Below are 12,566 nucleotides of genomic sequence, written 5' to 3'. Positions count from 1 at the left end.
ATTTGGCAAGACACTGCTTCTGAGATTCTTTGCGCCTAATATTCGATACGCTCTCTTTTCTTGCGATTTAAAAAGTTAAATTGACGCTGCATATCTGATCGTTCCCTTGCAAAAAAACAGCGTCTACTCCGGGAATTAATTTTTTGCGACAAAACCTGATGCAACACGTATGAATCACAGATGTCGAAGCCAGGTCGATTTTCAGATTATAATTGTTTATAATGTTGTCCGTTTAACCAAAGTTTTTCTATTGGTCTTAAATTTAATTAAATCAATAACCATTTTTCAGGAGAGAAAAATAACTTATTTGGAGAGAAATATTAATGTTCGGTAAAGACAAATATGCATCGATAAGTAAAGAATCAAAGCAAACAACACATCAGAATCCTTCTATTAAATCAACATCCGATTGTCAAAATGATTTAATTAGTACAGAAAAGCAAGATCTTGCTCCTAGAAACGAAAAATCAATAAACAATAAAGAAGGCTCCAATTTATATTTTTGGAATACAAATTCAAATACTTTTGACTCAAAAGGGGCTCAAGTGGTATGTAACCGTAGGAAGCGCCAGAGTGTAGAAAATAACCCTAATGGCGCTAACCAATATCGTTGGGATCTACAATCAGGTGCTGTTCGAGTAAACACGATAAACCCTGCACTACCAAAATACCGCACAGATAGTAGGGGATGGGCGTTGCTTCAGGAACAATCTGGACAAAAGCATCCTTCAACTACATTGCACGGCGATAAAAGAAAGAAGAGTTTGAGTTCGCCAGCATTTGACATATTATCTCCGCAGAATTCTTCTCCTGAACTGCAACTTTTTTGTGATGATAATGGAGTACCCTATGGAGAAAATTCTTATGAAGAAATTAACCAAGCATTTGAAACATTGTTACAGCAAAACTTATCTCTTATGTTAAAACTTTCTTGTGATGATAATGAAGTATCCCATGAAGGAAACTCTAATGAGCCAATGAGTAGTACTCTTAATTTGTAAAAGTTAAGCGTGTCGCTACCTCGTTAAAAATTCTGGGGGATTCAAGTCCCCAGAATTCACTCACCAACATGACAGGACCAATTCAACCGGTCTACTCACTCCAGAGGTCTTTATTGCACGGAAATTTCGATGGTTAGTGTTTAGAACCCCATATACCGCTGGTTTATCAGCACGTGTCTCTATAACCCTTATGCTGTAAGGTTTATCGGTAAAATAAAAAATTTATAGATATTGTTTGTTATTGGTCATAATCAAAACAATAAAAGTTTGATATATGTTCATTTCTATAATTAAACACTCATTTAGAATATTATTTGACTGGCGATACTGATAAACCAGCGGTATATGGAATTAACCCCTCTTCGCAGTCGCTGTGGGACGCCACACCCATTCCGCTTCTCATCGAAAAATACAATTTCAAAAGGCCAAAGAAATTTGGAATTCCGCTGCAACTGAGATGCTTTGCGCCTAAAATTCGACAAAAAATACTTTTTGCTCTTTCAATAGTTAACTTGACGGCGCCCTGAGATCCATCAAAAAGTTGGATTTTTACACATATTTTCTTTTTTGCAACGGAGCCGAATTACATCATATGCTCAAAAAAGGTCAGCATGCACAATCAGCCAATCAAACCATTTTTGAACAGTTCTATGGACTAGCGGCATAAACTCGCCACAAAATAAAGCCATATGTGGACTAAAAATATTTTTGCGACAGAACCGCAAGACAGCATAAAATGGTAAATTGCTTACCTAAACCACTTATACCCCATAAAATAATTTAAGAAGTTTAGCCATAAAGCAAAAGGCACGAAATAAACTTCGTGCCTTAATCACATCAAGATTGATATCAATAGGCTAGCTGTAATGCAAAACCTAGGCCAAAAAATAAAGCCAACGTAGGTTTATCAGGGGAGGTCTCCATAAGATTAGCAAGTATGGTCGCTCCCGTAGTTGCGTTCATATTCCCATAGTTGTTTAAAACAGCGCGCGAGGGCGCGACTTGATACTCAGGAAGATCCAGATTATGTTGGATATTATCTAATATTTTACTTGAACCAGTATGAATTGCCATATTGAAGTCACTTAAGGTGATATCAGAAAGAACCGTTAATACTTTGGGTAGATAATTTTGAGATAATCTAGCCACCAGTCTGTGGGGTTGTTGATAGAAAAAACCAAAAGGTGGTAAATGAGGTGGAGTTTTAGTCCCTAAACCAATAACTTCCAAAAGATGGATGTCATCTGGAGCTAAATTAGACCATTTATGAAAATGACTGAAATTTAATCCTCCCTGCTCATTGGAGCATAGTGCAGCAGCACAGCCCTCACCAAAAAGATAACGTTGTATTGCTAATCCAAGTAGTTTACATGATAAACCGGCCATTTGTTCGGCAGATACTGTTTTGCTATAGGCAATTAACTCACTTTGCAGCCACGGGTTTAACAGTGGGGTTGCCATCATTTCTACCGTTAATACAACGACACGTGCTTGAGGATATTTATGGAGATAAAGCTCAGCCTCGCGTAGACCGGAGATGAAACCGGAGCATCCTTCTCCCGTGAGGGCGATTACCGAAGGGCAAATAAACTGCTCATGCCGTTTTTGTAAATGACTAATTACTGAATAGCCAATATGAGGGGCGGGGGTATCGGTTATATTAGCAACCAAGATTAGTCGATCCATTTCGCGTAAAGGCTCTTGGTTCATCATCAATTTATCATAGGCAATGGCTCCTTGTAATGCAATAATGTCCATTCCTGAATGTTCCATCCACCAGTCCATTGTGGCTTCTGGCGTGCATAAAATATTTCTGTGGCTAACTCCTAAATTTTCAAAAAAATTGTCAGTTGATTTAATTTCATCGACAAAGTGTTTGCCTCCGAGTTTTACCATTACTTCGGAAAGTTCATTGTCTTGAGTGGCAAGTAATTTTTCTAATTCGGGAGTCGAGTATGATTTCCCGGGGAAGTACGTTTTTATCTCATTAATGTTCATATACAACTCATAAAGCACAAAAATCAAATAGATTATAGGTCGCTATTTCTTGCAGTGCACAATATTTTGTTGGTTCTTTGCGAAATCTTATCAAAATATAGTTGTTATCTTACTTGTATTCCTATAAGCCACCTGTGATTGGATTTTTCTGCGCTATTGAACTTTTCTGTTATAGGAACCATTTAATGGAGTTTAGTGCGGCAGCGTCGCTGTATTTTAATTATTCTCCATCAACAATATGAATTAATGTATCGGTGTGTTTAAGGAATGAATCGATCTTAACATGTTCCATTTCTGCTTTTTGGATAGAGGTAATAGTTTCTTTATTGCGAAGCGCTTTATCAATCACGTTAAAGAAGATCTAAGGCCTAATAATGTAGGATAGAATCATAATGTTATGATTAAAAAGAGAAATTGCATAAAACAAATTATTTTTTTCCCAGGAAAGATCACGGGTTGACTCTTCCTTTTTTAATTCTTGAATAAGGTCTTGTTTTGTAATATTTGATAAAGAATCAAAAGAGTTTATTGGACGTTGTGGTTTCGGTCCTATAGATACTGGAGAAATTGAAGTTGGGTATTTAATCGTAAGAAAATCATGGGGTATGAACTATGCCTCAGAAGCCTTAAAAGGCCTTCTTAATTGGAGTAAAAAAATATTAAAGCAGATTTTATTATTGTTTTTGCTCCCATAGAACACAAAGCCTCGCACCGTGTAATGGAAAAATGTGGGATGCATTACTATAAAGATGGAATTGGGCATGGTATAGAATGTAAATTTTATCGAATTAAGAACAGTGATTAGTGTTGTTGCATTAGCGAGTTGAATTCGCCCTGAACGGAAGTATCTTTAGGTCTGATTATAAAATTAATCAGACCTAAGAGATTTATGGATGCGTGGTTACCAATCTAAACTACTACATTTGACCTCTAGTACCTTCACTGAGCAAAACCATTGTATGAGCACAATCTTCCTCCGAAGCTCTATCTTCCCCAGCAGCCCCTTTAAAAAAAGTCATTGCTTTTAACTCTTCCGGTTTTGGAAAAGAAAAGCCTGGGTTGGGTTGATCTGCAGAACAAGAATTGGTTTTATCGCAATTTTGAAATTCGCAACGAGCAACATGCGGATCGCTTTTCATTTCCTCGGTTAAACCAGTCACGAAACTTTTAAAAAAACTATTCTGATCCCAAATGATAGTTTTAACTTTATATTTGACAGCATTCCATAACTGAATTAAATCTTTTCTAGGCTCAGCATGCGGATTAACCGCAAATTGATGAATTGAAAGTTCGATATCAGATCCATCCGGAAGCGCCTTAAATGCTTCAATAAGAGCAGGAATGTCTCGGGAAGCAGGCGACAAATCAGGGAGAGTAATACGTGAATCTTTTCGTTTAATGCTTGCTAAAACAGTTGGAAGTTGAGGTTTATTGGGAATAGAAACGAAGAGACCAAGCGTCCTAGGTGGCCTTGAAGATGAGGCGACCCTTGCATCTGATTCTGGTTGTTTAAACATTTATATAACCATTGTAGATATTTTACACATATAATATACGACAGTACAACTTATAACTATTTTTATTTTTTAACTGGTCGAATAATGATGCGCAAATGACAACATCTGAAAAGTTTACTGACTTTGCAAGAACTAGCGAAGTACTTCAGAGTCCATGGATTAGCAACACATCAGTTTAGTTTTTTCAATAATCAGTTAAATTAATTTAAAATCAACAAATTATTTTATAGTCTTTAAATTTTACGAACCGCAGACTCCCCAGCTTCAATGAGGGTGTTAATATTAGCAATACCATGAATTTCAACAGGAGAGCGGTCAGGAAATTCGGCCATTAATTTTAATGAGCCCCCCATTGCAGCAATATATTTGCCTAGTGTTGAAATTAACATATCTGATCGTTTTTCTAATCTAGAAATGCCATCTTGTTTCATATGCAACACCTTACCTAGGTCATCTTGAGTTTTCTCAAGAGCTAAACGTAAATCTCGCAAAGTCATTTCTTCGGCAATTAATTGATTAGCTCGCTTTTGAATAAGCTCTAGTCTCTCTTTTGAGAGAGAGGTCATTTTGTCATTTAGTGATCTAGTCATAATTTCACCTCAGTTTTTAGATTTGATAAATGCTTATCAAATCGTTGATCTGCTTTCTTAATTAAATCTTTATAAAAACGCTTTTCACTCCCATCAGTTTTATCACCACAAATGAGTAAAATTGCTCTCCGGGTAGGATCAAAAGCAAAAGCCAATCTCCACACCCCATTATCTGCATTAAATCTTAGTTCTTTCATATTTGAATGTTTAGAACCTTTTAATGTATCTACGTGAGGCCTGCCTAATTCTGGACCAAACTTTTCTAAAACTTTTAAATTGGCAAAACATTCGTCTTGAACTAACTCATTAAGTTCATCGAATTCTAAATTAAAATCGTCTTGAAATATTATTTCCCAGTTCATTCTCAAATTATGGCATTAAGTACATATGTTGTAAAGAACATGATGGTGTATTTTTGCACTATACGCAAACAAAGATGCAATTTGTTGAGATTAACATCACAATGCTCATCAAAAATTACATCAATAAACCAGGCTACCATAATTTATGTCTATAATTAAGTCATTAAGGGTTAATTTTATCCCGATGATTGTAGGATTAGCATTCCTAGTTATAATTATCTTTCTGACAAATTAGTTAGTTTTCAAAAAAAATCAACGACAGATATTGGCCAAATAAAAAATTTATATGGCGATTTAGAGATTCAACATTATGCGAATTTAGATGGTAACGCAGCCAAAATTATGGGGATAATAGATGGAGTAGTAAAGGAAAGTAAAAAATACCTAATTCTATTAGATGACATTTTATCCCTAGACTTGCGTGAAAACTTCTCCCAATACTTAAATTCATTAACTACTAGACAAGAAAGAGACATTATACAGGCACAAAAACATGTCACTTTAAATATAGATAAACTAAAAAATAAAAGGAAATGGTCCCCCGAAGACAATAATACAATTAAACAATTTGAGGAAAAAGCCGCTAATGACATCATTGCAGCCAGAAGTGGATATGCTTCAACCTATAATAACGGTATTGCTCTTAACTCTTTGCCTATGCTTTTGAATTTAAAATGGTATGTCATTAAATTTGAAGACACGAAATTTGACTTATTAACATCGGATAAACCAGTCTGCTTCTATAAACCATATAAAGAACCTGTTAAATCAATATGTCATTATTTGAATGATTTATTGAAAAACGGATACATACTATCTTTTCCTTTAACGCCCTCTTCATGTTTTTTTGCAAGTCTAGTGATTGGGAATCCCTTAAATGTTGGTAACATAATTAAATTTCAAAATAAATTATTATTTTCAAACCAACCTTTGGAAGTCTATACCACTTCAAAAATGCATGAATCTCTTATCAATAAATATCTAATACGCTCAAAAGAAGTAAATCTAATGTATCAAAATACCTTTAGCATTTAATCGGCTAAAAATCCCTCCAATTAAAAACGGATCTAATAGTGGATGGCAACTAAAGATCACACTAACCTCCTTTATGGTATTTTAGGCAATAAAACGGGGGGTTTGTTTATATGCAAATATTAAATTTATACGATACTATGTAAGCAAAAAGATTATTATAAAGGCAAAAATGAGTAACGTTAAATACTGTGGATCAGTCAAGGAGCTTCTGGAGCTTATAAATGAAAATAATCCAGAGAATTCCTGGATTAAACTTGCACCTGTAACATTTAAAAATCTTTCCCCGGAAGAGAGGCTGGCAATAGGTCAGACACTGACATGCAATACTACGCTGAGAAGATTAGACTTATTCGGCATTGAAATTCAGGATGCCTTTCTAATCAACATTCATAATGCTCTGGAGAAAAATTCTACCTTAGTGGACTTGGCTTTTAATCAAGAAGGTCACAATTTAAAAATATTAGATGCTCTTCGAGAAAAAATTTCCAAGAATCGATTTCTGGTACTCGAAGAGGTTTTTGTACCGCAACTTATTGAATTAGTTGAGCAGCAAGTAGGCGATGAAGAATTATTTGAAAACGCAAAAAAAGAAATTATATCAGGCAATGCGCATAATCTCTATACGCTCGTTTCGACCTATCCGCAATTATTAAATAAAATCGATATTTTTGGTGAGGGCTTATTGTATACAGCCGGAGACCATTATCAAATTGACTGTTTCAAAATCCTCCTAGATTTTTGTAAGCGGGATAACCGTTATCAGTCAAGAATCGATGAAATTTTATTTTGGGCAATTCGACAAGATGATTTTGTCCTGACCAGCCTCCTCCTCAATAGAGGTGGTGCCAATGTGAATGCAAATCTAAATGGCTATACCCCCTTGCACCGCGTGAACTCTCTAGACATCGCTAAGTTATTAATTGATCATGGTGCGAATGCATTTCTTACAATCGACTCCGAGGACATCGAATTAAGACCTCGTAACGGAAATACCGTGTTGCATTCTGTTTTGTATAATAGAAGAGTGCCCCTGGAGCTCTTGGAGTATCTGTTGGGACTAGGCCTTTCTGTCAATGCTCAAAATTCTGTTGGCTACACAGCTCTGCATTTATTGTGTTCAGAAAGAATAGGGACTAAGAATCACTTAAAACAAAAGATTGCTTTATTAATTAAGTGGGGGGCAAATCCCCTTATAGAAGATAATGAAGGGCGCATTCCTCTCCATTGGGCAATCTGGTTGAACCAAAATGTTCAGATATGGCAAAGCGTTACCCGTGATTATGTACGTACCCGCGATCGAACGAACTTGATAAAACAGGGAGTTCGCTCACATAGCTTTTTTGGCGCACCACTCAAAATTATGGAGCACATTGCACTGATGGCCGCATCAACTGAATCCCTGGAATATGATGCCTGTGAGACGATTGTTAAAAATCAGCTTTGGAAGTGAAATATGAAAGCTTTTTGAGGATAAAATAAGTAATAGAACGATACGAGAGGAAGTGAGAACTTAATAAGGAAAACTTTAACGTCTCCAAATTATAGCCTCTCGTATTTCATAGTATTCCCCTTTTAATCCATTCAATGCGAGATGGGATTTACCATAATGTCCATTAATTTATAAATTGATAGACAATGTAATAACCTAGTTATCAACTGTCTAAAAAATCGTATTTTACATTATTAGTGAACATTGTTTCTTCAAATCGATAAAGGAGATAATTTAATGTTATAGGTTTCGGGAAGCAAGGAAGAGCCAAATCACTTAAGCCTATTGCCCTTATTTTTTACAGACCAATACGATAATATTTTGGAGCATAACAGATACTATTGAATAGCTGTAGAGGGGCTATTACTCTAATGAGCGCCAAATTCATGGGCGCATTAAATCACATTATACCTTGGCTAAGCTGAAATTGTTTAAGCCAAGCTCGTTTGTGAATCTTATAAACGGTAAATTGTTGCTTTATGGACATTGAACGTTATAGCAATTTCACTGCCCGATTTACAAAGAAATAAATACTGTTTGAAAAGCAATGGAGGAGCCAAAATTAATCAATACTTCTAAACTGGGGACTCTCCCTAAAATGGTTTCGCAGACATATTAATTATATCATTACCGCTTTGCTGGCTTGAAGAGCTTTGAGCAAATATGCCAAGGTTTAGTTGAGGAATGGGCGACTCGGCATTGGAATCAATTATCTTCTTAATAAAATCCAGAACCTCTTTTAAATATCCCAAAAACGGACCATTGGGTTTACAATTAGGCAAAATTTCTTGAAGATCTGACAGCATGTAAAGCGACTCGTAAGTTACTAGATCTGTAGAGCCGTATCTTTTTTTAAACAATGGCTGAAGCAAAGGAGCGTTAAGGATCCTACACATTTCTTTTATAGTGAGTAATGACAAGTTGGTCTCTAATGCCTTAAACTGATTTTCTAAATTTGTATCTGGCGTTCTATCACCAATAATAGTTTGAACGATGGCTGAACAAGGTAGGCATCGACTAATACCATAGTCTGCTAATTGTTTACCTATTGTACCTTCCTCTTTAGCCAATACGGAAATTAGCTCCAGTACAGTTTTTTCAAGTATTCTATGAATGTCATCGTACTCATCATATTCTTTAAATAATTGGAGCATAATTTGATATTTTTCCTTTTTGGGTTTTTCAGATACAAATAATGCATTAGCTAATTCAAATACGACATCCAAGGGTACATTAGAGCAATAGTTAAAATGTTCAATAGCCTCATCCAGTTGATTTTGATTTATATAAAAACGCAACACCTGTATATGAAATCTTCCCTGTAATTCTTTATATATATTAATACTGTCTACACTTTCCAACATTGATTTAACATATTGAATTGAACAATTAACTCTACTTGCCCACTCAGTTTCTTTGCCTTGGTCAGCTGGGGTCGAAATATGCTGTTCGAGTATATTCATGTGTTTATTGATGCGTTTATTAATTTTATTAATATCTTTAGCTTTGTTGCGCAAATTTTCCGGCAGAAGTGACTTGATTCGTTCAAATTGCATAGGGATTTCGGCATCAATGAATATGTTGATTAATTTGGAACATCCTTTGAATGCATCACAATCAATCTCCGTAACGCCACCTGGAATAACCAAGCTAATTAAATCGCTGCATCCATAAAATGACCAGAAGCTAATTTTTGTTATGCTTTTGGGAAGAGTTATGCTAATCAACTTGGAGCAACGTTCAAATGCGCCCCACCCAATTAACATTACGCCATAAGGAATAACCAAGCTGATTAAATTGCTGCAACCCTTAAAAGCATGCTCCTCAATAACTTTTAAGCTGTTAGAAAAAGTTATATCGGCCAATCTGGAGCAATCCATAAATGCCCATCTTTCAATTGTCGTTACACTATCAGGAATAGTCACTCTAGTTAAATTTCTGCAACCAGAAAAGGCATAACATCCAATCGATGTTATGCCTTCAGGAAACTTAAATTCCCCAGAGATAATATCATTGCTATTAACTTCAACTAAACAACCATTTTCAATTCTCATTTTATTGATATAATATAAGGCAATTTGAGCCATTATAATACTAAAAGACCTCTAAAACAACCTAATTATGTCTTCGAGTCATTTTAGATTTATTCTACCATTTCAACGGCGCCGTCAATTTAACTTTTTATAACGCAAGAAAAGAGGACTTGCCGAATTTTAGGCGCAAAGAAGCTCAATGGCAGTGGAGTTCCAAATTTCTTTTTCCGCTTGAAATTGGCTTTTTCGTTGCTGGGCTGATGGGCATTTTCTACCCGATTATTGAGCCCCTTATGCGAACGATGCTCGACCCCTTTGCACATCTGGCGAATGGGCTTTGTGTAGCTCCTGAGCTTGTTTGTTACAATCACCCGAGGCTTGGGATGGGCATTCAATAGACGAGACAGGAAGCGGATGGCTGCCTTTTTATTGCGTCGCTTTTGCAGAAACACATCCAGCTCATACCCCTCATCATCCACGGCAGGCCATAAATAATACGTCGCACCACGAATCCGTAGTTGCTGCTCATCCAGGTGCCATTTGTCCGATAGCCTGCATGCGCGCTTTTTAATGACGTACTTAAAATGAGGCCCAAACTTAATGCACCATTGCCGTATCGTCTCATAACTGACATCAATACCACGATACAGCAAGCGCTCAGATACATCCCGGTAACTGTCATTAAACCGATGGTAACTCCATACCGCGATGCTGATTAACTCCAAGGGATAACGGTATCGTTTCGGTTTCCTTTCCAGCATCGCGATGTAACTCCAAATAAAATACAGTCTAGACCATAAGTTTAGTTGACGATGCCGTTTAAAGGCGCGTTGGCTTTTATCAAAAAAGCATTGGAAATATGTAGTGACAATCCTGTATTTTTACAAAGTGTAGCGGGTTGGTATGAACAATACATCGAAGTTCTTGAGAGAGTCGTTGAAGACGAAGATGCTGTACAGAAGAATATAGCAAGCAATTTTAGTTACGCAATACAATATTACCAAAAAGCATTATCAGTATGTCATGAACAAGACTTCGCATTAAGAAATATTATTTTATCTAACCTTACCGAATGTTTAGCGCAATATGGTCATCATTTGTATAAAAATAAAGATTATAAAAATGCACAAAAGGCTTATTTAGAAGCAATGCATTTTGATCCAGAACACCTTATTGTCATTAATCAAATTGGAATGTCTCTTTTTAAACAGGATTGTTTCCCTGAAGTAAGAAAGTACTTTTCGTCCATCTTGGAAAAAACAGAAGATAAACAAGAAATTGCAGATGCTTGGTTAAATATTGCTTGTACTTATAGATTAGAGAAAAAATGGGAGAAAGCTGAAGAAGCTCTTAGCCAAGCTAAGAAATTTGCACCTGAGGACTCTTCTATTACCGAGGAAGAAATGAAGTTGAATGAATCAAAATTGGCAGCACTTCTTATATCTACACCTCAAACATTATTTGGCAGCTCAAATCCTGATTCTCAAGGTGCTGGAAGCAAAACAATTCAAAACTCAAGTTTCCAATTTGAGTTTAACTAAAATTTTTGAAGCATATTCAGCTCATTGCCAGTTTGGGCTGGATATGCGGTAAAACCCATTGTTGGTCAGGATAAATTAAAAAATATTATTGATGAGTATAAGAAAAAAGGGCCAAAGTACCAGAGCCTACTTCATCAACAAATTAGAAGCTCGTATGCAAGTTATTATCGACGTATGATTCAACCTTTATTAGAAAACGTGGTTTTTCGTTCTAATAACTCAGAGCATCAACCAATCCTCAATGCATTGGCACTAATCAAAAAATATTTTGATAGCAACAAAGTTTATTTCCCAGATAATGAAGATGTCCCTATGGATTGCTTGCCAGATAAATGGCAAAAACGCATTGTTGATGCCCATACCGGAAAAATTAAACGAATTTGTTATGAGGTTTATGTTCTAAAAAAACTTGCGGATCGTATTAGATGCCGTGAAATATGGATTGATGGATCTTTCAAACATCGAAACCCAGATGAGGATTTGCCTAATAACTTTGAAGAGAATAAAGAAGAATATTTTGATGATCTGTCTTTACCTCTTGATGGAAATGTTTTTATTGCTCAATTAAAGCAAAAATTAACAGGCGCACTAACGGCTTTGAATGATAACATTCCGAAAAACCCAAATGTTCGAATAAGTCCTCAGAATGGTGGTCGTATTATTGTCACACCACTTACACCTCAAGCCGAATCAAAAAACATTGGAATTATAAAAAAGCATTTACAAGAAAAATGGGAAGGAACCAATCTAATTGATATGTTTAAAGAAGTCGATTTGGAAAATCGGTTTACCCATGATTTTATTTCTTATGGCCAGAAAACCTATTTAAAACCAAATGAAATTTCAGAAAGGATCTTACTTTCTATCTATGGGATGGGCACAAATGTTGGATTAAAACATATGTGGGGTTTGGGGAAGCATTTTACAGAATTCGCAGGTCTTAATTTAACATTATGAATTTAAAGGTTATTTTCCAAACTTCTAAAATTCAATTTCATCT

General features: G+C 35.8%; 12 protein-coding genes and 1 pseudogene. 7 read left to right on the top strand and 6 right to left on the bottom strand.

The features are described 5' to 3' along the window. The first annotated feature begins 323 nt into the window (after positions 1 to 323). Both E1P08_RS16830 and E1P08_RS17860 read left to right on the top strand, forming a co-directional pair. Positions 324 to 1,001, top strand: coding sequence for a hypothetical protein (locus E1P08_RS16830; protein WP_133138108.1), 678 nt, complete (start codon positions 324 to 326; stop codon positions 999 to 1,001). 574 nt (positions 1,002 to 1,575) lie between these two features. Beyond that, a pseudogene (locus tag E1P08_RS17860) lies at positions 1,576 to 1,668 on the top strand (IS6 family transposase); the annotation flags it as partial. Between the two features lie 182 nt (positions 1,669 to 1,850). Here E1P08_RS17860 and E1P08_RS16820 read toward each other — a convergent pair. After that, positions 1,851 to 2,999 (bottom strand): beta-ketoacyl-[acyl-carrier-protein] synthase family protein, encoded by a 1,149-nt coding sequence (locus E1P08_RS16820; protein ID WP_133138107.1) that lies wholly within the window; start codon positions 2,997 to 2,999, stop codon positions 1,851 to 1,853. 482 nt (positions 3,000 to 3,481) lie between these two features. On the opposite strand from E1P08_RS16820, the gene E1P08_RS17580 reads away from it, so the two are divergent. Beyond that, a complete protein-coding gene (locus E1P08_RS17580; protein WP_341272488.1) occupies positions 3,482 to 3,694 on the top strand; it encodes a GNAT family N-acetyltransferase in 213 nt (70 codons plus the stop codon). 222 nt (positions 3,695 to 3,916) lie between these two features. Here E1P08_RS17580 and E1P08_RS16810 read toward each other — a convergent pair whose 3' ends face one another. From E1P08_RS16810 to E1P08_RS16800, 3 genes are all read right to left on the bottom strand, one after another. Then, complete coding sequence (locus E1P08_RS16810; protein ID WP_133138106.1) at positions 3,917 to 4,516, bottom strand: hypothetical protein; 600 nt, start codon at positions 4,514 to 4,516, stop codon at positions 3,917 to 3,919. 233 nt (positions 4,517 to 4,749) lie between these two features. Further along, positions 4,750 to 5,106 carry a helix-turn-helix domain-containing protein gene (locus tag E1P08_RS16805; protein ID WP_133138105.1) on the bottom strand — a complete coding sequence of 119 codons (357 nt, stop codon included), beginning with the start codon at positions 5,104 to 5,106 and terminating at the stop codon, positions 4,750 to 4,752. Further along, entirely contained in the window at positions 5,103 to 5,468 is a 366-nt protein-coding gene (locus E1P08_RS16800) for a type II toxin-antitoxin system RelE/ParE family toxin (RefSeq protein WP_133138104.1), read from the bottom strand. Before E1P08_RS16800 ends, E1P08_RS16805 begins: the two co-directional genes overlap by 4 nt. 195 nt (positions 5,469 to 5,663) lie before the next feature. Here E1P08_RS16800 and E1P08_RS16795 point away from each other — a divergent pair, with 195 nt between their 5' ends. Together E1P08_RS16795 and E1P08_RS16790 are read left to right on the top strand one after the other, a co-directional pair. Then, positions 5,664 to 6,503 carry a DUF4238 domain-containing protein gene (locus tag E1P08_RS16795; protein WP_133138103.1) on the top strand — a complete coding sequence of 280 codons (840 nt, stop codon included), beginning with the start codon at positions 5,664 to 5,666 and terminating at the stop codon, positions 6,501 to 6,503. Positions 6,504 to 6,672: 169 nt separating this feature from the next. Then, positions 6,673 to 7,953 carry an ankyrin repeat domain-containing protein gene (locus tag E1P08_RS16790; protein ID WP_133138102.1) on the top strand — a complete coding sequence of 427 codons (1,281 nt, stop codon included), beginning with the start codon at positions 6,673 to 6,675 and terminating at the stop codon, positions 7,951 to 7,953. Positions 7,954 to 8,585: 632 nt separating this feature from the next. Here E1P08_RS16790 and E1P08_RS16785 read toward each other — a convergent pair. Further along, the gene (locus tag E1P08_RS16785; protein WP_133138101.1) at positions 8,586 to 10,079 is read right to left on the bottom strand and encodes a leucine-rich repeat domain-containing protein; all 1,494 of its coding nucleotides are present in this window, start codon (positions 10,077 to 10,079) and stop codon (positions 8,586 to 8,588) included. A gap of 86 nt (positions 10,080 to 10,165) precedes the next feature. After that, positions 10,166 to 10,786: an IS6 family transposase gene (locus E1P08_RS16780; protein ID WP_133138100.1), complete on the bottom strand. Its 621-nt coding sequence runs from the start codon at positions 10,784 to 10,786 to the stop codon at positions 10,166 to 10,168. A gap of 51 nt (positions 10,787 to 10,837) precedes the next feature. Between E1P08_RS16780 and E1P08_RS16775 the strand changes: the two genes are divergently transcribed. Then, on the top strand, positions 10,838 to 11,566 hold the full coding sequence (locus E1P08_RS16775; protein WP_133138099.1) for a tetratricopeptide repeat protein: 729 nt from the start codon (positions 10,838 to 10,840) through the stop codon (positions 11,564 to 11,566). A gap of 174 nt (positions 11,567 to 11,740) precedes the next feature. Further along, positions 11,741 to 12,523, top strand: coding sequence for a hypothetical protein (locus E1P08_RS16770; RefSeq protein WP_133138098.1), 783 nt, complete (start codon positions 11,741 to 11,743; stop codon positions 12,521 to 12,523). Positions 12,524 to 12,566: the final 43 nt, after the last annotated feature.

This window comes from Legionella rowbothamii (assembly GCF_900639985.1).
Lineage (GTDB): Bacteria > Pseudomonadota > Gammaproteobacteria > Legionellales > Legionellaceae > Legionella > Legionella rowbothamii.
The sequence above is the reverse complement of the archived record's forward strand: the minus strand, read 5'-3'. Positions and strand labels throughout refer to the sequence as shown.

Coding starts and splice junctions, on each gene's coding strand:
- E1P08_RS16830 (WP_133138108.1), top strand. CDS start 324: ATGTTCGGTAAAGACAAATATGCATCGATAAGTAAAGAATCAAAGCAA.
- E1P08_RS16820 (WP_133138107.1), bottom strand. CDS start 2,999: ATGAACATTAATGAGATAAAAACGTACTTCCCCGGGAAATCATACTCG.
- E1P08_RS16800 (WP_133138104.1), bottom strand. CDS start 5,468: ATGAACTGGGAAATAATATTTCAAGACGATTTTAATTTAGAATTCGAT.
- E1P08_RS16805 (WP_133138105.1), bottom strand. CDS start 5,106: ATGACTAGATCACTAAATGACAAAATGACCTCTCTCTCAAAAGAGAGA.
- E1P08_RS16770 (WP_133138098.1), top strand. CDS start 11,741: ATGATTCAACCTTTATTAGAAAACGTGGTTTTTCGTTCTAATAACTCA.
- E1P08_RS16785 (WP_133138101.1), bottom strand. CDS start 10,079: ATGGCTCAAATTGCCTTATATTATATCAATAAAATGAGAATTGAAAAT.
- E1P08_RS16775 (WP_133138099.1), top strand. CDS start 10,838: ATGCCGTTTAAAGGCGCGTTGGCTTTTATCAAAAAAGCATTGGAAATA.
- E1P08_RS16780 (WP_133138100.1), bottom strand. CDS start 10,786: ATGCTGGAAAGGAAACCGAAACGATACCGTTATCCCTTGGAGTTAATC.
- E1P08_RS16810 (WP_133138106.1), bottom strand. CDS start 4,516: ATGTTTAAACAACCAGAATCAGATGCAAGGGTCGCCTCATCTTCAAGG.
- E1P08_RS16790 (WP_133138102.1), top strand. CDS start 6,673: ATGAGTAACGTTAAATACTGTGGATCAGTCAAGGAGCTTCTGGAGCTT.